Here is a 20,575-nt window from a genome sequence, read left to right as displayed (position 1 = left end):
ATATAAATATTTATTACTTAATTTTTACTGATTTAACTTTGCTCCATTTTCCATAAACTCTTACTTTATTTACTGTTTTGTAAGCTCTTACTTTAACGTAGCATTTCTGATTTTTCTTAAATTTCTTTGTTATTAAAACATTCTTTTTAGTAGTCTTTACAATTACTGTTCCTTTTTTGAAATTCTTTGTTGAAGAGTATTTGTACTGATATCCTTCTGCACCTGCAATTTTCTTAATTGAAATTTTTGCTTTTCCTGCTTTTACTTTCTTTACTGAGTTTACAGTTGCTTTTCCTAATGTCTGTATTTCTGTTGTTGTAGCCTGCACTGTTGTTTCTGCTGTTGTAGGCTGAATTGTTGTTGTAGGTTGCACTGTTGTCGCATCCTGTCCTGTAGTTGTTTCGTTTTCAGCTTTCTTTAATTCTGCAACCACCTCATCAACTTCATCCTGCGTTGCCATCAATTTTGTTGCAACTTTAATTGCATTTTCATACGCAGTTTTAACATTTTCATTATTCATCCATACTGCTTTATTTTTATTAATTTTTGCTAATTCTTTTGTCAGAGTTGTTTTATCGGCAACCTTTAATGGTTCCATTCCTGCATAATTGCTTAATCCAACATCTGCTCCCCATCCATATACTGAAAACTGATATCTGATTACATCACCATCTTTTACAATATCTGCCGGTGTAAGATTTCCATTATCATTATCTCCGTTTACAGAAATCATCCATCCAGCCATACTATTATATGAATATTCTCCTAAACCATTGTTTGGCTGTGTATTACCATCATTTTTTTCATTTGACGGAGCTGAATATGATGTTGTATAAGTTTCTCCTTCATACTCATATGAACTTTCATAAGAAGGCATTTTTGCTATTTCTTCCGGTATGTCAATAATTCCTGTATCAGCATTCTCTATGCTTTGCAAATATAAATATCCATAGTTTTTTGAACCTGTATATTTAATCTCTTTTTCATTCATTACTTTCTCAAATACATCAGATATTGTCATATCGTCACTAACTTCAACGCTTACAGGCTCAACTACATAACCCTGTCCAATTGTAAACTTTTCTACTGAAAAAGTTACTGTTTTATTTGTTTCCTGTGCCTGAATCTTGTTATAACCTACTGTTGCAATACTTGTTGTCATTGAGACTGCAATTGCTATCGCCATTGCTTTTTTTACTGTATTTCTCATTGTCATTTCCTCCATGTATAATTAATCAACTAATTTTATAATAATCAATTAGTTATGTCAAACGATTGACATTACTCTCTACTCATTATTTTACACCACAATATCCCTGCTCCTGTGCTGAAACTTGTTGCAATAATTGCCGGAAGCACAACTGCTGACGGATTTACTGCACTATATTGACTTCTATACGCAATAATGTTTACAGGAATAATTTGAAGTGAAGAAATATTTAATACTAAAAAAGTGCACATTTCATCAGTTGCAATATGCTTTGGAAATGTACACTTTCTTTTTCTTTGCCTCTTTATCTCTGATTTATTTTCACTTAATACGTATCCACTCTGTTCTAATGGATTTTCTGCCAATGCCTCCATTGCTTTTAGTCCTGCCGGTGTTGCCGCCCATCCCAAGCCTAATATATTTGCAATTATATTAGTTACTATCGGTTCTCTTGCATTATGGTTATGAGGCAGACCCGGAAACAGCCACATAATAATCGGTTCAAGTATTTTTTCCAGTTTTTTTATCATTCCACTTTTAGAAGCCACGTTCATAAATCCCATCCACATGCTCATAATTCCAAGCATTGTAATGCACATACTCACAGCCTCTTTTGTGGATTCTATTGCTCCATTTCCTACCTGTTCCATCCTGCCTGTTGCCATTCCATAAAGCACTGACAATATAATCATTCCTGCCCAAATATAATTTAGCACTTAATTTTTCCTTTTATTATTAAATGAATTATTATATTTTACGCAAGCCTACCATAATAATTACATAATTTACAGCATGCGATTTAAATTTGCCATTTCAATTGCTGAGCATGCAACATCAAATCCTTTATTTCCTGCTTTTGTTCCTGCTCTTTCTATTGCCTGTTCAATGTTGTCTGTTGTTAATACTCCAAACATTGTAGGCACTCCTGTTTCCATTCCTACCATTGCAATTCCTTTGCTTACCTCTGCACATACATAATCATAATGATCTGTCGAGCCTTTAATTACTGCTCCTAAGCATAAAATGGCATCATATTTTCCTGACTGAGCCATTTTCTTTGCTACTATAGGAATTTCAAATGCACCCGGAACCCACGCTAATGTAATATCGTCATCATTAACTCCATGTCGCACGCATGCATCTTCTGCACCGCTTACAAGTTTATTTACAATAAACTCATTAAATCTTGCTGCTACAATACCAATTTTTAATCCTTCTGCTACTAATTTTCCTTCTAAAGTTCTCATTTTAAATCTCCTCTTGTATAATATATTTTGATGTCAGTTTTTTAAAGTATGGTTTAAATTATAAGTTCTGACATTATTACACTTAACATTAAATTGCTTATACCAGATTTCTTAAATTTAAAAGAAATAGCATTTGTCGCCGTCGGTTCAAAGCTTTGGTGCATAGCCTGACTTGAAACTGTAAGTTACAAAGTCAGGCTGTGTGCTAAAACTTTAGAACCGCTACGAGCGGCAAGCAGCGCGAGCGTTATTTCGTTAAATTTAAGAAATCGGGTTCAGCAAATAATCTTAGTAAGTTGTCATATGTGCCATTCTTAACTGCTTTGTTCTCAAATAATATTCATCATATTTTTGTGCTTCTATCTGTATCGGAACTCTTTCAACTATTTCTATTCCATATCCTGACAAGCCTGTAATTTTTGCCGGATTATTTGTCATAATTCTTAGTTTTTTTGCTCCAAGGTCTGCCAAAATCTGTGCTCCCATTCCATAGCTTCTCATATCTGCCGGAAATCCTAGTTTTAGATTTGCATCTACTGTATCTAATCCCTGTTCCTGAAGCTCATATGCTTTAAGTTTATTTATTAATCCAATTCCTCTTCCTTCCTGTCTTAAGTAAAGTATTATTCCTCTTCCCTCTTTTGCAACCATCTCCATTGCTTTCTCAAGCTGTTGTCCACAATCGCATCTTTTAGAACCGAATACATCTCCTGTAAGACATTCCGAATGTACTCTGCAAAGAACAGGCTCTCCATTTCCTACATCTCCCATAGTTAATGCAACATGATGTTCCCCTGTTGTTTTATTTTGATAACCCACGATATTAAAGTTTCCATATTTCGTTGGCATCTTTGCAACCGCTTCTCTTTTTACTGAACTGTCTCTTTCCATTCTGTATTTAACCAAATCAGCAATTGTAATTACCGTAAGATTATGTTCCTGTGCAAATTCAAGAAGTTCTGTTGTTCTCATCATTGTTCCATCTTCTCTCATTATTTCACAGCATAATCCACAAGGTTTAAGTCCTGCTAATTTTACAATGTCAACTGTAGCTTCTGTATGACCTGTTCTTTCTAATACTCCTGCTTTTTTTGCTTTAAGTGGGAACATATGGCCCGGTCTTCTAAAATCTTCCGGCTTTGCATCTTTGCCTACAATTGCTCTCGCCGTAATTCCTCTTTCGACCGCTGATATTCCTGTTGTAGTTGATACATGGTCAATTGAAACTGTAAACGCTGTGCAGTGGTTATCAGTATTAACTTTTACCATTTGCTCCAAGTCAAGTTTTTCACACAGTTCTTCTTCCATAGGCATGCAAATTAGTCCTTTTGCATAACTTGCCATAAAATTTACATTTTCAGTTGTTGCAAATTCTGCTGCACATACCAAATCCCCCTCATTTTCTCTATCAGGGTCATCTATTACTAAAATAACTTTTCCTTCTTTTATATCCTTAATTGCTTCTTCTATTGTTCCTATTGTTTTGCTCATTTTATATTCCTTCTTTCTTTAAAATCCATTTTCTATTAAATAGCTTTCTGTAATTTTTGATTCTTTCTTTTCATTACATTCTGAATAGCCTAATAGCTTTTCTACATATTTTCCTATAATGTCACACTCAAGATTTACTGTATCTCCAACATTTCTGTATTTTAAATTTGTGCTTATCCTTGTGTGTGGTATTGTGGATACTTTAAATCCTTTTTTATCAACATAAGCGACTGTAAGACTTATTCCATCAATTGATATTGACCCTTTTTCAACCACATATTTTATAATTTCATCATCTGCCAAAATTTCATACCATACTGCATTTTTATCTTCACGTATACTTCCTATTATCCCGGTTCCATCTATATGACCACTAACGATGTGTCCTCCAAATCGTCCATCTGCTGCCATAGCTCTTTCAAGATTTACACATGTACCTTTTTTGCTTCCATTTAAACCGGTTCTTTTTAACGTTTCTGACATCACATCCGCTTCAAATCCATTTTTCCACATTTTTGTGACTGTAAGGCAAATGCCGTTAACTGCTATGCTGTCTCCAACTACTGTTTTTTCTAAAACCTTTTCACATTTAATTCCAATCTGATATTTCTCACTATTGCTGTTAACGTATTCTATCTGACCGGTTTCCTCTATAATTCCTGTAAACATTGACTACCTCTTTTCAAATATCCGGTTAACATAATATCGTTTCCTAATTTTTGAATTTCCATATTTTCTATGCTGTAAGCTTCCATCATTTTTTCTACGCCTTTTCCTTCAATTGGTGATTTAGCATCAGCTCCACCTACAATTTTAGGTGCTATAAAACAACAGATTTTATTTACAATATTTTCTTTTAATGCCTGCGCGTTAAGTGTTCCACCACCTTCAAGCAATATACTGTCTATCCCTTTCTCACCTAATGTTTTCATAAGTTCTGATAAATTAACTCTTCCTTTCCTTTTCTGCCTTACGACTTCAACCCCACATTCTTCTAAATATTTTTGTTTATCTGTATCAGCCTCATTTGTGCAAACAACTATTGTTTGTATTTTATTTGCCGTATTAACAATATTACTTTCAAATGGTATTCTTAAATTTGAATCGCATATTACTCTTATCGGGTCGACATTTTCCTCTATTCGGCAATTTAACATCGGATTGTCTTCTAGTACTGTATTAATTCCAACCATTATTCCCATATACTGCTTTCGCATTTTTTGAACTGTCTCTCTTGCGTCTTTACCTGTAACCCATTTTGAATCTCCATTTTCACATGCAATTTTTCCATCCATAGTCATAGCATATTTCATTACAACATAAGGTGTTTTGTTTGTAATATAGTGAAAAAATACTTCGTTTAACTTGTCACATTCATCTTTTAAAATTCCACACTTAACTTCAATTCCGTGTTCTTTTAAAATCTTCACGCCCTTTCCTTCTACAAGCTTATTTGGATCCATGCTTCCCACATAAACTTTTTTTATCTTTTTTTCTATAATAATTTCCGTACATGGTGGTGTTTTTCCATAATGACAACACGGTTCAAGCGTTACATAAAGTTCTGCTCCTGTTGTATCTTCTTTGCAATTTGTAAGTGCATTTCGTTCTGCGTGAAATCCACCTATTTTTTTGTGATAACCCTCCGCAATAATTTTGTCATTCTTAACCACAACACATCCTACAATAGGATTTGGATTTGTATAACCTATACCTTTTTTTGCTAATTCAATTGCTCTTTTCATGTATTTTGGGTTCAAAAAAAGCCTCCTTTCATTCAAAGGGGCTTTCGCACAAATACAAAATGTCTATTAATCTATTCATCGCTAATTCCTATTCGCGTATGGTTTTTAGCAAATTATCATCAGTTGTATTTATCTAATTAATTGTTGTGTAAATCATACAAACATCTAACCGGATAACCATCTATAATCAGATTAAATCCTTATTACTGATGAAGATTAATTACATCATCTATTCTTCTCCCATCCAGACTATACTGTCGGTTTTGGATTCTCACCAAATCAGCTGCTTTCGCAGGTCACGGACTCGTGCATCTTTACGCTCTGAACACTTACCGTCGGTTGGGAATTTATGCTTTATGCATATCACCCTGCCCCGAAGAATTTTTATTTAATTTCTGCTTAAAGTATAGTCACCTTGTTTTTGTTTGTCAACAAAATTTCCAATAAACTATTTTTGTTAAACATTTTTTAATATATATATGTTAATTTTTTTAACGTAAAAAACCTCTAAAATAACAGATTTTTGTATATAATCTACACATTTTAGAGGTCTTTATAATTAATTTTTATAATTTGCTAATATTCTTAAAACTTTATTATTTAACTTTTATGTTATACTCTGCTGTTTTATCACTGTTAAGTTTGCTATTTGAATATATCGCCTGTATTTTGTAAGAATAAGTTTTATTTTTCTTAATATTTTTATCTATGTATTTTGCCTGAGTAGTTGTTGCGACTCTTTTAAATACCTTTTTGCCTTCCATTTTACGGAATACATAATATTTAGTAGCCCTTGTATTTTTACTCCATTTTACATTTACACGATATACTTTCTTTTTCTTAACTTTTTTTACCTTTTTTGTCAGCTTAACATTACCTGGTATCTTTAACTTTACACGCACATAACGTTCTGACTTAATTCCGCTTGTAGTTACAGCAGTTATTTTTGCTATGCCTACTTTTTTTGCCTGTATATTTCCCTGTGCATCAACAGAAACTATATCCGGATAATTACTCTTCCATGTAATTGTATCTGTTGTATCATCAGGTGCTATCGTAGTAGTATATTTTCCTACATATCCCCTTACAACTTTTAAAATCTTGCTTTCATTAATGTTAAAAGCTGTTGATGGCTGTTTTACATCAATTGTTGAATAGCATATTAAACCGCTGTCTGTTGTTGACATTACCTGATATTTTCCGGCCTTTAATGCAGTAAATTCACCTGTAATTCTGTTGATTGAAATACTGTTTGCATCAACAGCATCCCACATTATTTTATTTGTATATGTTGGTGTAGTATCTTTCTTATCAGTAACTGTTGTCTCTTTTTCATCTGAGGTTTTTGTTACATCTTCTGTTTTTTTAGTAGTATCTTCTGTAGTATCTGATTCATCTGTCTGAGTTGATGTAAATGTTGCTGTCAATTTAGAATTTTGTCCCTTACTTACTGTTGTATAATAACTATCTACTTTTAATCTGCTGTCTGCAATTTTCTGCATTATAAGGGCATTTTCCATTGAAACTTTTGATATTAAATTATCTTTATCATATTCACTATTTGGTAAATATTTATTTCCATATGGACTTCTGTCAAATATTGTATTGTAAATAGTACATGCTGCCAAATAACTTCCTGTTACTGATGGATGAAGATTATCTGTTTTATACATTGTAATTTTAGGATAATCCTGCATTACTCTCATAAAGTTAGTTCCTGATGCTGCAACAAGTCCATCATATTCATCAGCTATTTTAAAGTTATTTCTTGTTAAAATCTGTTCAATCTGAAAATCTGATAAAAACAATGATAATGAATCTACTTTAAATGTGCTTCCAATATTATTTGGCTGTGTTGCATATATAACCATTTTTGCTCCGGCATTATGTATTAAAGTGTATAGAGTATTAACTGCTGCTTCTGCCTCTTCTTCTTTTTCTACTAAAACTGCCCTGTTTTCCTGTAATACTACATAATCCCATGTATTATTTGTTAATGCCTGATAAACCTGACTTCCATACATGTTAGTCTTATCTGCAAACTGGCTAAGTTTGTATCCTGGTGATGTAATCGATGTAACTTCACAATTTATTTTATCTGCATCACAAAGTCCTTTAAACATTTTTGGCATATCATTGTAATATGTATGACTGTTTCCTACAAACAATATTTTATATGTTTTCTGTGTAAATTGAACATCATCGGCGTATACGTTATTACTTACTGCCACAAAATATAACATCATAATTACACCGAACAATATTTTACTATATTTTCTAAATCTGGTTTTCATTTCGTTGCTCCTCGTCTAACATGTATTGCCTCTCTATCTAGTCGGCGACTAGTTATTGGAAACATTATTAAATATAAACTTCATTAATTTAGTTTCCATCTTAAGTTAATCTGTAAATATTTACGTTGTACTAAATGCCGGCCAATATTTTAACAATAATGAGCATACTATTGTCATTGCTATTATAATGATTACTGTCATTTTCCAACCCTCTTTAAGCATATACTTTGGCTGTAAACCATATCCAACAGGTATTGCTCTGATTGATGTTGGTAACATATAAGATAAATTTACTCCTACTGATGCAATGTAAACGTAAGGTATTGGATTTAAATTCATTCCCTTTACTATAGATATAACTATAGGTATTGCAACTGCTGCAGTTGCTGTATTTGATGTTACATCAGACATAAGTAAAGTTACTGTTATAATTACAAATACTGTTGTAACTCCACCTGTAAGTCCCATTCCTGAAACCAATTCACCAATTCTTTCTGCTGCACCTGATTCATTTATTAATGTTCCTACTGCAAGACCACCTGCAAAAATGTAAATCATTTCCCAAATAATTTTTGTCTGAACTGATTTCCAGAGCATAAGTCTTTCTCCATCAGAACGTGTTATTAAGAATGATAAAATTGCACAAATAATAAATACATATGCCGGTTTTAATCCTGGTAATAATGTCTGATAGAACTGTCTTGTGAATGCAAGTATTGTTGCTACTGCAAATAATCCAAGAGAAATCTTCTCTTCTATGCTCATTGGTGGGAATTTTTTATATTCATTTCTAAAATATTCTTTTGATCCACCAAGGCTTTCTGATTTTTTAACATCCCTAATCATGAAAACAATGTTAATAACAAGTAATGTAATCATAATTGGTAAGAAACGGATTACCCATGAAATATACATGTATTCTTTTCCTGTAAGCTGCTGTAAATAATCAACAGTTACAAGATTCATTGCTCCACCAAGTGGTGATGTCAATCCTCCAAGTCCTGCACCGTAAGCTATGTATAATAATAATTTTGAACCAATTCTACTATGTTCAATATCACCCTCACCTATGTACTTTAACATCGAAACTGCAATAGGTGTAATTGTTGCACATACTACTGCATTTGGTAAAATTGCAGATAATACTGTAGATAACATAAACCAGAAAATTAACTGAATTCTTAAGTTATCACCAATTAATCCAAGTAATGATGCTGCAATTCTTTTATCAAGTCCTGTTTCTTCCCAAGATACAGTCAATATTGATGCTCCAAGTAATAATAAAATTGTCTCAGATGCATAATTTGATATTACTGCAGACATATCGCACATAGTGACAATAGCATTTATTGCTATTGGTAAAAATGCTGTTACTGCATAATCGATAGGCGCTGTTACCCACCAAAATGCCATCCATGCAACCGTTCCTATTGCTGCTCTTTCAGCTAAAGCCGGAAATGCACTCTCCGGTATTGCTAAACAACATAAAACAAATAATAATGGTCCTATTAATAAATAAATACGCTGTTTTGTCTTTGTCATTTTAATTCCTCATCTCAAAATACTCTTAAAATCACTCTGATTTTCTATTTACAAGTTACATTTCTTTTAATTTACGTTTAATTACTTTTCCATTAAAAGTTCTTGGGAGTTCATCTATTACCTGAACAACTTTTGGAACTCTTATCGCTTCTAATTTATCAGTCATAAATTTATGTAATGCTTTTTCATCATATTCATATCCTTCATTTATAACTATAAATAATTTAGGTGCTTCTCCTGTAATTTCATCAGGTATAGGAATACATGCACATTCTTTTATCATTTCGTTCTGTGCAACAACTTCTTCTATTTCTGAAGGTGCAATCTTAATTCCACCCATATTTATTACATCGCCTTTTCTTCCAAGTAAATATACAAATCCGTCTTCTCCCATATAGCCTAAGTCGTTTGTATATAAAGTGCCTTCATCGTCTAAAACCTCTTTAGTAATTTCAGGTTCTTTTAAATAACCAGGCATGTTCATTGCACCCTTAAATGCAAGATTTCCCGGATTTTCTGCTGATGCATCAACTATATTTCTATTGTCATCTACAAAAATTATATTTGCATTTACGTTTGGAATTCCAATACTTCCTTTTTTATCTCCGTATTTGCTAAATTCAAGACTAACAGTACAACCAGATTCTGTTGCGCCGTAAATATTAAATAATTTTGTATTTGGGAACATTTCTTTTAATGTTTCTTTTGCTTTTTCAGATAAAGGTGCTGAACCTAACTGTATATAATGAATCTGTTCGCTATATGTTCCAAATCTATCCTTTGCAAATTTCAATAACTGTTCAAGAATTGCAGGAGCAAATGTGAGTCCTGTTACATGGTATAAGTCCAATAATTTGAAGAAATCCTCAACAAATTTTACTCCGTCAGTCATTATAACTGTTCCACCTTTATAAAAAACGGAATATGTTCTTCTAAGTCCCATAGAATGATTTAACGGTGCTGTAACCATTTCAACATCATCTGAAGTTATTCCTATAGCTTCACTTACATTCTGCGCTATTGCTATATTGTTTTTGCAGATTATCTTAATTCCTTTTGACTTACCTGTAGTACCTGTAGTAAACAAAATTTCTGATAAATCATCTGATTTAGGCAATTCATACTTGTTTACATCACATTCAGTTTCATCATTCATTGCCTCTTTAAACATTTCCTTTAAACTAATGCATTCTGCAGAAGTATCCTTTAATTTCTTAGTATCAAGAAAATACTTTGTTTCTACAAAATTCATAATTTCAAGAATTCTGTCCTCTTTTACAGCTTTTTCTAATGGACATGCAATCGCTCCAAGAAGCTGAATTGAAAATATCGAAAATAAATATTCAACCTTTTGTGCGCCTCTTAAAACTACAACGTCACCTTTTTTTACACCATTCTTTTCCAAATAAGCAGCTCCCTTATTTATCATTTTCCAAAACTGCCCGTATGTTTCCTTATTCTTTTTGTCTCCCACACATAATTTGCCGGGATTAATTTCTGAATTAGTTTTTATCGCTTCCAAAATTGAATTGTAACTCATGAAATCCTCCTAAAACTATCTCTTCAACATATGTTACTAAATTTATAGATGCCGGAGTTATAAGACTAAAATTATTCTGTATTTATACAAAATAATTATCATACCGTATTTACTCCGGACATCATTGTATTTTCAGATTAGAATTTACCATAGAAGAATGCGCCGGCATCATATCCTGAACCGTACATTCCAAAAATAAGAATTCCCGCAATAAGTCCTAAATATAAAACCCATCTGAAAACAATATTCTGTTCTGCAATTACATCTCTGACTGTCTTATTATCTTTATCGAATTTTTCCTGTAACATACTTACACACCATACTAATACAACTAAAAGCATAGCTAATGTAAATCCATGTCTGTCTAATCCGTATGAGAATAAACTTTCATCCCAAAGAGTGTGAAGTCCAAACTGTCTAAAGTCAAACATTCTCTTTGTAAATTCAATCATTGTTGTAAATCCTGCTGAAACTGCAAAGAAAATTCTACCTATTGTCGAAAGCATAAATGTTCTAATCATTCTAAATAAATTAAAACTAAAGCATTCTGTATCAATATGAAGGAATTTACACAGTTTCTGTATTGGAATTTCAAATAACGAACTTGTTATAATTAAAATTCCATGGTATACGCCCCAAAGCACAAAGCAACTTGCGGCACCATGCCAAACACCTGTAACAATCCATACAACTGCTGCCGGTATAACTGCTGAAAATGCTCTTGAAGCCTGGTTTCCCCATTTTCTTCTTGTGAATTTATTAATTTTCTTACATAATCCTGACATTGAAACCTGATACAATAAATAATCTTTGAACCATGCACCAAGTGAAATATGCCATCTTCTCCAGAACTCAGGCATATTCTTTGAGAAGAACGGATGCCAGAAGTTTCTATCAAGATTAATTCCAAATATTTCAGAAACACCATGGGCAATATCCATACATCCCATCCAGTCTAAATATAACTGAATTGAGAATAATGATATTCCAAGTAAAAGTGGAAAACCTGTAAGCTGCTGCCAATTTGCTAATATTCCATTTGTAAATGCCTGTATTCTGTCAGATATTACCATTTTTTCAAAGTAACCCCATAAGATTAATTGAAATCCTTTAGTTACTCTGTTGTAATCAAATGGATGATCTGCAAAAAACTGTGGTGCTAACCTGTTATATCTTCCAATTGGTCCCTGCACAATATGAGGGAAATACATTGAGAATAAGGCAAGTTTAAAATAATTTGTTTCTGCTCTATATCTCTTCCAATAAACATCAAGTATATATCCAACAAGCATAAATGTATAAAAAGATATTCCAAGTGGAAGTATGAAATTAAACTCTTTACTCCAATCCATTCCAAATTTTGAAAGGATTGTGGATACACCTGATAAAATAAAATCTGTATATTTAATTACACATAACAATCCTAAATTAATAATAAAATCAACTACGAGGACTCTTCTTCTTTGTTTTGTACGTCTTTTCTTAAAAGCCTTCTTTGCATCTTTTGAAGAGAATTCACGTTCCTTTAAAATTTTATCCTCAGCATCATGCATTTTCTGAATTTTTCTTGCGAAAAAATATGTGCTTAGCGATGAAATAATTATAAAAACAATATATTTAGGTCCTGCAAATAAATAAAATGCAATACTTGCAATTAATAAAAATATCCACTGACATTTTCTAAAAACTGTAAAATACAATAAAATTACTATTAATAGAAATGGGATAAAAGATAGTGTATTAAAGCCCATTTTAGCTACTCTCCTCTGTTCAATGTAGTTTCACCATTATTTGAATACAAATAAACTGTGCTTACAACTCTTTTTAGTTGCTTATCGTATACTATAATATTAAAACCATAAGATGTTAAACTTGTACATTCATTGTCATTTAACTTTAGTGTGCTTCCTGTTGCATCAGCTTTCACAAGATAGTCTGTTCCATCACTAAATGTTCCACCTAATGAAACACTTACTGCACTGTCTTCACTCTGCTTAGCCACTTCATTGTATGTCTTACCATCATTTGTAACACTTACTATATTTGTACCAAATTCGCTATCTTCAAATATCTTTTTACTAACACCCATATTTATAAGAGTGTTCTTCTGTTCATCAGTAAATTTAATATTATTAACATTTGAACCTGCTGCTAAAATGACTTCATAATTTCCATTACTCTTATCCTGTACTTCTTTTAAATATTCATCTAAAGTTGTCGGGAAACTTAATTCACCTTCTTTTATAGATGCTTCATAATATTTTTTATATTTTTCAAAACTCTTCTTAACGCTATTATTTCCTTCTCTGTAATCAGTAAGATCATAATTTTCAGTTAAATATTTTCCCAAAAATTCTGAAGTCTTTTTTGCTCCCTTTATATTTAAATGAATTGCATCAGCTAAATCTGTTTTATAATTAAAATCAAGTTCTTTTCTAACGCTCTTAAGATTCATATCTATAAACGGAATATCATTTTCATCCGCAATTTTTTGAATATAATTATGCTGTTTTTCTTTCCAGCCTGTGTCAGGACTCTTTACGAATAATAACTTAACATTTCTTTCTTTAGCTAATTCAATTATTCTTCTCACATACTTAGCATTAACTTCATTTGGACTTTCAATTTTATCTGACTCTACTTCAAATCCATCATATAAGCCTTTTTGTGCATCCTCTTCAATATAAGTATTCATATCCTTAAATTGTGTTGATAATACTGAAAAGCCTCTAGTATAACTTTTGTTATTTCCTAAGAAGAAATCATAATCATCATAATTTAATTCTGACCATCTTGAATGATATAAAGATAATGGGAATAAATATGAAAATAAATCCGGTTTTACTTCATCTTCGTCTCTTTGAACACTATTGTATTCAATTGCATATTGAAGTTTGTTTTTTCCAATTCTCATATAATCATATGATTTTCTTGCTTTTTCCTCTGCCTTTTCAGATGATTTTCCGGCAGATTTAATTTCGACAACTGCTACTTTAATATCCTGTGTGTCTAATGCCTCTTTGAACCAAAAAAATGTTCCTATCATCGGCTGTGACATAACACCTAAATTATATGAAGAAATACCGTAATCTTCATATAACTGATACGGATCTGCTGTTGCAGCAATAACGCTTGCTCCAAAGAATAAAACTTCTGTACTGTTTTTTTCCAATTCATAAAAGCTCTTATTTGTTTTTGATGATGCCCAACGATTTTCTAACCACTTTGGTTTAAATAATCCTTCTAAAGCATTTACCATTAATACTGCCACTAGACAAAAACAAATAATTTTTACTATTCTTCCTATTTTCTGTTTCATTTTTTTCTCCATTAGTAAATAATTTTTGTATTTTAAAATAAACTTATATAACATTTAATAAAATTATAAGAATTTTAAGTCTCAAAAAAATAATAGTTTCCAAACTTGATATGCTCTTGTCCAAAAACTACTACCTATTTCTGCATAAACTTCTGTCTAACTGTATGTCATCATAAAGCACATTTTCACTAAATTAACATGTTTACTTTTTCATTAAACTCTCTAAGAATTGACACTATAATTCATTAAACCATAAAATTATAACAAAATCATTTAATCATTACAACATAATTGTTATAATTTTTTGGTTACAATTATTTCTAAATTCTTTTACCTTTATTTTTATTACTATTAAATATCTCTTTTTAATTAATTCAAATAGTTTTATTAATTAGCATATTTTTATTTATTTCGTAATAATTTTTTATAAAAATAGACATCTTATTCTTTTATTAATGTATTATAAATGTCTCTTTTTGAAACTCCTCTGTCTTTTGCTACCAATTTCATAGCAGCTTTTTTATCATTGCCTTGGTTTACATAATATTCCATATGTTCTTCAATACTCATATCTTCCCACTGTTTTCTTTTTTCTTCCTTAATCTCCTCCTGAGATTTTCCTTCTATTACAAGAACAAATTCTCCTTTTGGTTCTTTTTCATTATATTTTTCTATTGCACCATCAATTGTTGTTTTATCAGCTTCTTCATATTTCTTAGTAAGTTCGCGGCATAATGTAATACTTCTATTTCCTAACGCATCTCTTAATTCCTTTAGTGTTCTTACCAAGCGGTGTGGTGCTTCATAAATTACTATTGTCCTTGTTTCATTTTTCAACTCTTCTAACACAGTTGATTTTTCTTTTTTATCACTAGGTAAAAATGCCTCAAAACAAAATCTTCTTGTTTTTTGTCCCGACATTGTAAGTGCCGTCACGCAAGCTGCTGCTCCCGGAAGAGATGAAACTTCTATTCCCGCTTCATAGCACTGTCTCACCACCTCTTCTCCGGGGTCTGATATTCCAGGCGTTCCGGCATCCGTAATAATTGCTACGTTTTTCCCGTTTAGCATCATTTGAACCAACTGTTTTGCCTTATCATATTTATTAAATTCATGATAACTTGTCATTGGAGTCTTTATTTCAAAATGATTTAATAATTTTACACTATTTCTTGTATCTTCGGCACCAATTATATCAACTTCTTTCAAAATTCTTACAACTCTGTACGTTATATCCTCCAAATTTCCAATTGGTGTTGCACATAAATACAATTTTCCCTGCTTAATTTCTTCACTCATAGACTTTCTCCATGTTTATTTTCTATTCACAACTTAAACATTAATCATTTTTCTTTATTATAACCATATATATCATATATCTCATCTGTATATACGCCCTGTTCTTTATATACAATCAATGGTTTTTCCACCTTAACCATGGACTTACCTCCACGGCATCCTTCAATAAGAACCATATTTGCTTCCTTATCTGCAAATGGATGAACCATTCTTATTCTTTTAGGCTCAATTCTATACTGTCGCATTAGTGATATTATGTCAACTAGCCTGTGTGGTCTATGCACCATATAAAATCTTCCTTTCGGCTTTAACATCTTTGCCGATTCTCTTATTACATCTTCCAAATTGCACAAAACTTCATGTCTTGCAATCGCCTTAGGCATTTCAGGATTTTTCAATCCATGATTTTCATTCATATATGGCGGATTTGTAGTAATAACGTGAAAAGTGGCTCCGCCGAAAATTCCCGAAGCCTCTTTTATATCACCTGTCACAATATTAATTTTATCCTGCAGTTCATTCATTTCTACACTTCTTGTAGCCATCTCAGCACTTTCATGCTGAATCTCAAGTCCTGTAAAATGCTCTCCGTTGGTCTTTGCTTCCATTAAAATAGGAATTATTCCTGTTCCTGTTCCTAAGTCTAGTACATTTTCCCCTGATTTAGCGTCTGCAAATCCTGACAATAATACTGCATCCATTCCAAAACAAAACTTGTCCTTACTCTGAATTATTTTATATCCATTCCGATTAAGGTCATCAATTCGTTCTCCCTGTTTTAAATTAATCATCTAATTTTGATTCCTCTTTATCTTCAAGCCCTTTTAGCGCCTTTATTTCATCTGCTGCCAAATTGATTTTCTTTTTCTTAGGCTTGAATTTTAATTCTTTAATATTATATTCTCTGATTTCCTTTTCGTCATTTACTTCTACAATTACTTTTACTTTCTGTCTAAGAACATTTACACTGTATACTTCTCCTCGTAATCCGTCAAATGTTTTTACATTTTCACCTACACTTGGAAGATTCGCATTTAAGTATTCATATGTTTCCTGCTCATTTTTTAAGCAACACATTAAACGTCCACATACACCTGATATCTTCGTTGGATTTAATGAAAGACTTTGTTCTTTTGCCATTTTAATTGAAACCGGTGCAAATTCCGGTAAAAATGTATGACAACATAAAGGTCTTCCACACACTCCTATTCCTCCAAGCATTTTAGTTTCATCTCTAACTCCAACCTGTCTTAATTCAATTCTTGTTTTAAAAACAGATGCCAAATCTTTAACTAACTCTCTAAAATCAATTCTTCCATCTGCTGTAAAATAGAATAAAACTTTATTATTATCAAATGTATATTCTGTATTAATAAGTTTCATTTCTAATCCATGTTTCTTTATTTTTTCGAGACAGATTTTATATGCCTTTTTTTCTTTCTTTTTATTTTCTAACTCTTTCTCATCATCTTCTGGAGTAGCCACTCTTATAATTGGCTTAAGTGGTGCTGAAAGTTCTTCTTCATTAATTTCCTTTATCTTTCCAACAACTTCACCATATTCTATTCCTCTTGCAGTCTCTACTATTACATGCTGGCCATTTTCAACTTCTATATCACCTACTGCAAAATTATAGATTCTTCCTGCCTGTCTAAATCTTACTCCGATTACTTTTGTCATTTTTGAATCCTTTCTCTAATAATCAAAAACAATACTTCTAAAGTTGCATCAAAATTTACATTTGACCCAATCCTTTTCTCCGCATTATCTATTTCTTCTAAAATAATATTTATATCTCTAAAGCTTAGTTTTTCACTTTGATTAACTATAGCCATATAATCATCCTGAAATATCAGCTTTTCTGAATCTTTACATGCCTTATACACAAGCATATCTCTATACCACACATACATAAGATCAAAAAATTCATCTATATTCTTTTTTAGTTCTCCCGCTGTCTTTACTGCCTGAGTTATTACATTTATTCCCCCATGTTCCATTGCAATCAATGTCTGAACCAGAGAATTTTTTAGTTCTTTAAACTCTTCTGATGTTGCAAGTTTAACAGCTTTTCCCGGATTTCCTTCAGCAAATGCCGCAGCAACACTTGCATCATAAGAACCTATGCCAAACTCACTCATTAAATAATTCTTTATTGTGCTTTCTTTTACACTTCTTATATTTAATACAACACATCTTGATAAAATTGTCTGCAAAAATTTATCTGCATTTGTAGTAAGTAAAATAATTATTCCATATTCCGGCGGTTCTTCTATAGTTTTTAATAGTGCATTTTGAGCTGCCTCTGTCATTTTTTCACAATCCGGAACTATATAAATTTTATGTTTACTGCTATACGGTTTAATCACAATATCATTGTTAATCTGTTCTCTTATCTCATCAACACCAATACCACTTTTCTCGTATGTCACAATTCTTATATCCGGTTGGTTTCCGGTATCTGTCTGATGACATGATTTACATTTTCCGCAAGCAACTCCTGTCGGAGTTTTTCCTACAGTGTTATTATCCTCACACTGTAAAGCTTTCGCAAATTGAAGCGCTAACTCCATTTTACCTGACTCAGCTTCTCCATTGATTATATATGCATGAGAAATCTTTCCCATCTTTATTGCATTTTCAAAATGTTGAGTTATGTGATTTTGACCTAAAACTTTTCCATTTGCCATACAACAAACCTCATAATCTATTTACACTAACTAATTAAATATATCATAAATACTTCTTTATGTCATTTTCAATATTATTTACACATTCAAATAATTTGTCATTTTCATATATTTTATCAATTCCAACTTCTAATATTTTTTCTCTTGAAAAATCTTCTTCATCGGCAATAAATCTACGACACAACTCTGTATATTTTGGATTTTCCTGACGTCTTTCCCTTTCTACCGCCCTAGAAAGTCTTTCACCTGGTTCAACATATATGTAAAACGGAATAACATTTTCTTCTCCATAATACTTTCTCATTCCTTTATAAGCCTCTAAAGTTCCAATATAAAGGTAATTATTGTCACTATCCAAATCTATTTGTCCATCATCTGCTGTAAAATAATTCCATAATCCGTGTACAGTATTATAGCCTCTGCACTCAATTATTTTTCCCTTATCTTTCATTTCTTCTAATTTTTGAGGAGAAACAAAATAATATTCTACTCCATTTTTTTCGCCCACTCTCATAGGTCTTGTTGTATATCCGACAACTGTCTTTAAATTCAATTGCCTATTATTTTTAATTTGCTGAAAAATTGTATCCTTACCGGAGCTACTTTTTCCTAATATATAAAATATTTTTCCCATTTTCTTTCCTTTTCTTTAATCAACTTAAATAGTTCATACCTATTTTTTATTATATTATTAGTCATTATTAAATTAATTTAAATGTTATGAATTTAAATATTAATAATTTAATTGTTTTTATATTAATTACATAATTAGATTAATCAACAATTTTAAATTTATCATATCTAACTATTTCATAATTTCTATTTTTGTATTCCTTTATTTGTTCAACAAGCTTTACATTAACAACTTCGCCTGGAACAATTAATGGAATTCCCGGCGGATACAAATAAAGATACTCCGCAGATACTTTATTTATTGCATTTTCAATATTTACCAACTTTGTATTACTATTAACTGCATTAGAAATACTCATCTCCTGAATATTTCTTACTAATTCAAAATTTGTATTCTTAATTTTCTTTATTTCTGATTTGTTTGTAATTTTTTTGAGTTCTGCATCAATATAATCTAATGCTTTATATAATCTATCAAATCCCTCTTTATTATCACAAAAGGTAGTTATAGCCAACACATATTTTGCAGCTTCCATTTCCATTTCCAAATGAAATTTTTTACGTAAAATATCATTCATAGGTTTTCCACCCATACTTGAGTTAATTATTAATTTACTTAAATCAACATCAAAAACTTCATTCGTTCCAATAAGTTCTTTTCCCGGAATATGTATGTTATGTAATTTATCACATTTTTTTCTAAATTCTTCTATGTCATTGCTAAATTTTTCATATATTTCATTTCCATTTTTATCTAAAAATGATATGCATTTATCCATATTTGCCATAAAAACATATGAAGGACTGCTTGTCTGAAAAATTGACCAAAAATGTTTTATTTTTTTCTCATCAACTCTTTTTTTTCCTTCTTTAGATAAATGTAACAATGCAGTCTGCGTAAAAGTCGGCAAAGTTTTATGCATACTCTCAATTACTAAGTCTGCTCCCATATCATATGCTGGTTTTGGGAATTTATCTGATATTCCAAAATGCGCTCCATGAGCTTCATCAACAATAAGCACTGCTCCATTTTTATGCGTAATATCTGCCAAAGTTTTTATATCTGACACAATTCCATCATATGTAGGCGACGTTATGACAACTGCTTTTATATTACTATTTTTTTCAAATAAATTTTCTAATTCTTTTGCACTATATCCCCCATTTATCCCATATTTAGGTATATACTTTGGATACAAATATGTATTATTTAACTTAAGCAATTCACTTGCATTATATACTGCTTTGTGACAGTTTCTTCCTATTATTATTCTATCCCCCTGTGTAAGACACGAATGCATTGCTGTTAAAATGCCAACTGTACTTCCATTTACTAAAAAATATGTTTTTTCCGTCCCCCAAAATTTTTTTGCCCGTTCCATCGCATCCTTAAGCACGTCATCTGCTTCGTAGAGCATATCAAATCCATCTATTTCTGTTATATCAATATCAATTCCATACTGCTCTTTTATTAAATTTACATTTCTCTTATGTCCCGGCATATGAAATGGGTAAAAATCAGACTTACTATATTCTTTTAATTTATCATATAAATCCTTTGACAT

The 20,575-nt window shown here is 31.5% G+C and carries 17 protein-coding genes and 1 riboswitch; all 17 genes read right to left on the bottom strand.

Annotated elements, in window-relative coordinates:
* Nucleotides 1–13: 13 nt before the first annotated feature.
* Nucleotides 14–1,210 carry a hypothetical protein gene (locus tag ABMA45_RS06840; protein WP_022089146.1) on the bottom strand — a complete coding sequence of 399 codons (1,197 nt, stop codon included), beginning with the start codon at nt 1,208–1,210 and terminating at the stop codon, nt 14–16.
* Between the two features lie 71 nt (nt 1,211–1,281).
* Nucleotides 1,282–1,926: a nucleoside recognition domain-containing protein gene (locus ABMA45_RS06835; RefSeq protein WP_022089145.1), complete on the bottom strand. Its 645-nt coding sequence runs from the start codon at nt 1,924–1,926 to the stop codon at nt 1,282–1,284.
* Between the two features lie 69 nt (nt 1,927–1,995).
* Nucleotides 1,996–2,457, bottom strand: a complete 462-nt coding sequence (ribE, locus tag ABMA45_RS06830; RefSeq protein ID WP_022089144.1) for a 6,7-dimethyl-8-ribityllumazine synthase — start codon at nt 2,455–2,457, stop codon at nt 1,996–1,998.
* Between the two features lie 288 nt (nt 2,458–2,745).
* The gene (locus ABMA45_RS06825; protein ID WP_022089143.1) at nt 2,746–3,948 is read right to left on the bottom strand and encodes a bifunctional 3,4-dihydroxy-2-butanone-4-phosphate synthase/GTP cyclohydrolase II; all 1,203 of its coding nucleotides are present in this window, start codon (nt 3,946–3,948) and stop codon (nt 2,746–2,748) included.
* Nucleotides 3,949–3,966: 18 nt separating this feature from the next.
* Nucleotides 3,967–4,617, bottom strand: coding sequence for a riboflavin synthase (ribE, locus tag ABMA45_RS06820; RefSeq protein ID WP_022089142.1), 651 nt, complete (start codon nt 4,615–4,617; stop codon nt 3,967–3,969).
* Nucleotides 4,599–5,693 carry a bifunctional diaminohydroxyphosphoribosylaminopyrimidine deaminase/5-amino-6-(5-phosphoribosylamino)uracil reductase RibD gene (gene ribD / locus ABMA45_RS06815; RefSeq protein ID WP_347996302.1) on the bottom strand — a complete coding sequence of 365 codons (1,095 nt, stop codon included), beginning with the start codon at nt 5,691–5,693 and terminating at the stop codon, nt 4,599–4,601. Before ribD ends, ribE (ABMA45_RS06820) begins: the two co-directional genes overlap by 19 nt.
* Nucleotides 5,694–5,921: 228 nt before the next feature.
* Nucleotides 5,922–6,078: riboswitch (FMN riboswitch) on the bottom strand.
* 211 nt (nt 6,079–6,289) lie between these two features.
* Complete coding sequence (locus tag ABMA45_RS06810) at nt 6,290–7,987, bottom strand: DUF4886 domain-containing protein (protein ID WP_022089140.1); 1,698 nt, start codon at nt 7,985–7,987, stop codon at nt 6,290–6,292.
* A gap of 120 nt (nt 7,988–8,107) precedes the next feature.
* The gene (locus tag ABMA45_RS06805) at nt 8,108–9,529 is read right to left on the bottom strand and encodes an SLC13 family permease (protein WP_022089139.1); all 1,422 of its coding nucleotides are present in this window, start codon (nt 9,527–9,529) and stop codon (nt 8,108–8,110) included.
* Nucleotides 9,530–9,584: 55 nt separating this feature from the next.
* A complete protein-coding gene (locus tag ABMA45_RS06800; RefSeq protein ID WP_022089138.1) occupies nt 9,585–11,069 on the bottom strand; it encodes a class I adenylate-forming enzyme family protein in 1,485 nt (494 codons plus the stop codon).
* Between the two features lie 137 nt (nt 11,070–11,206).
* Entirely contained in the window at nt 11,207–12,820 is a 1,614-nt protein-coding gene (locus tag ABMA45_RS06795; protein ID WP_022089137.1) for an MBOAT family O-acyltransferase, read from the bottom strand.
* A 5-nt stretch (nt 12,821–12,825) separates the two neighbouring features.
* A complete protein-coding gene (locus ABMA45_RS06790) occupies nt 12,826–14,388 on the bottom strand; it encodes a hypothetical protein (RefSeq protein WP_022089136.1) in 1,563 nt (520 codons plus the stop codon).
* Nucleotides 14,389–14,829: 441 nt separating this feature from the next.
* A complete protein-coding gene (rsmI, locus tag ABMA45_RS06785) occupies nt 14,830–15,687 on the bottom strand; it encodes a 16S rRNA (cytidine(1402)-2'-O)-methyltransferase (RefSeq protein WP_022089135.1) in 858 nt (285 codons plus the stop codon).
* 44 nt (nt 15,688–15,731) lie between these two features.
* Nucleotides 15,732–16,478 carry a tRNA1(Val) (adenine(37)-N6)-methyltransferase gene (locus ABMA45_RS06780; protein WP_022089134.1) on the bottom strand — a complete coding sequence of 249 codons (747 nt, stop codon included), beginning with the start codon at nt 16,476–16,478 and terminating at the stop codon, nt 15,732–15,734.
* The gene (locus tag ABMA45_RS06775) at nt 16,471–17,367 is read right to left on the bottom strand and encodes a PSP1 domain-containing protein (protein WP_022089133.1); all 897 of its coding nucleotides are present in this window, start codon (nt 17,365–17,367) and stop codon (nt 16,471–16,473) included. Before ABMA45_RS06775 ends, ABMA45_RS06780 begins: the two co-directional genes overlap by 8 nt.
* On the bottom strand, nt 17,364–18,377 hold the full coding sequence (locus tag ABMA45_RS06770; protein WP_022089132.1) for a DNA polymerase III subunit: 1,014 nt from the start codon (nt 18,375–18,377) through the stop codon (nt 17,364–17,366). The genes ABMA45_RS06775 and ABMA45_RS06770 overlap by 4 nt, the downstream gene beginning before the upstream one ends.
* Nucleotides 18,378–18,420: 43 nt before the next feature.
* Nucleotides 18,421–19,011: a hypothetical protein gene (locus ABMA45_RS06765; protein WP_022089131.1), complete on the bottom strand. Its 591-nt coding sequence runs from the start codon at nt 19,009–19,011 to the stop codon at nt 18,421–18,423.
* Between the two features lie 139 nt (nt 19,012–19,150).
* Nucleotides 19,151–20,575: an aminotransferase class I/II-fold pyridoxal phosphate-dependent enzyme gene (locus ABMA45_RS06760; protein WP_022089130.1), complete on the bottom strand. Its 1,425-nt coding sequence runs from the start codon at nt 20,573–20,575 to the stop codon at nt 19,151–19,153.

The sequence above is a fragment of the Eubacterium sp. CAG:156 genome (assembly GCF_000434315.1).
In the GTDB taxonomy this organism is placed as follows: Bacteria; Bacillota; Clostridia; order Lachnospirales; family Lachnospiraceae; genus Eubacterium_U; species Eubacterium_U album.
This window is presented reverse-complemented; position numbering and strand designations above follow the sequence as displayed.

Bases quoted from the DNA above. Each gene is read 5' to 3' on its own strand.
- rsmI (WP_022089135.1), bottom strand. From the start codon at position 15,687: ATGAGTGAAGAAATTAAGCAGGGAAAATTGTATTTATGTGCAACACCA.
- ABMA45_RS06795 (WP_022089137.1), bottom strand. From the start codon at position 12,820: ATGGGCTTTAATACACTATCTTTTATCCCATTTCTATTAATAGTAATT.
- ABMA45_RS06780 (WP_022089134.1), bottom strand. From the start codon at position 16,478: ATGATTAATTTAAAACAGGGAGAACGAATTGATGACCTTAATCGGAAT.
- ABMA45_RS06805 (WP_022089139.1), bottom strand. From the start codon at position 9,529: ATGACAAAGACAAAACAGCGTATTTATTTATTAATAGGACCATTATTA.
- ABMA45_RS06840 (WP_022089146.1), bottom strand. From the start codon at position 1,210: ATGAGAAATACAGTAAAAAAAGCAATGGCGATAGCAATTGCAGTCTCA.
- ABMA45_RS06760 (WP_022089130.1), bottom strand. From the start codon at position 20,575: ATGTCAAAGGATTTATATGATAAATTAAAAGAATATAGTAAGTCTGAT.
- ribE (WP_022089144.1), bottom strand. From the start codon at position 2,457: ATGAGAACTTTAGAAGGAAAATTAGTAGCAGAAGGATTAAAAATTGGT.
- ABMA45_RS06770 (WP_022089132.1), bottom strand. From the start codon at position 18,377: ATGGCAAATGGAAAAGTTTTAGGTCAAAATCACATAACTCAACATTTT.
- ribE (WP_022089142.1), bottom strand. From the start codon at position 4,617: ATGTTTACAGGAATTATAGAGGAAACCGGTCAGATAGAATACGTTAAC.
- ABMA45_RS06800 (WP_022089138.1), bottom strand. From the start codon at position 11,069: ATGAGTTACAATTCAATTTTGGAAGCGATAAAAACTAATTCAGAAATT.
- ribD (WP_347996302.1), bottom strand. From the start codon at position 5,693: ATGAAAAGAGCAATTGAATTAGCAAAAAAAGGTATAGGTTATACAAAT.
- ABMA45_RS06790 (WP_022089136.1), bottom strand. From the start codon at position 14,388: ATGAAACAGAAAATAGGAAGAATAGTAAAAATTATTTGTTTTTGTCTA.
- ABMA45_RS06810 (WP_022089140.1), bottom strand. From the start codon at position 7,987: ATGAAAACCAGATTTAGAAAATATAGTAAAATATTGTTCGGTGTAATT.
- ABMA45_RS06825 (WP_022089143.1), bottom strand. From the start codon at position 3,948: ATGAGCAAAACAATAGGAACAATAGAAGAAGCAATTAAGGATATAAAA.
- ABMA45_RS06775 (WP_022089133.1), bottom strand. From the start codon at position 17,367: ATGACAAAAGTAATCGGAGTAAGATTTAGACAGGCAGGAAGAATCTAT.
- ABMA45_RS06765 (WP_022089131.1), bottom strand. From the start codon at position 19,011: ATGGGAAAAATATTTTATATATTAGGAAAAAGTAGCTCCGGTAAGGAT.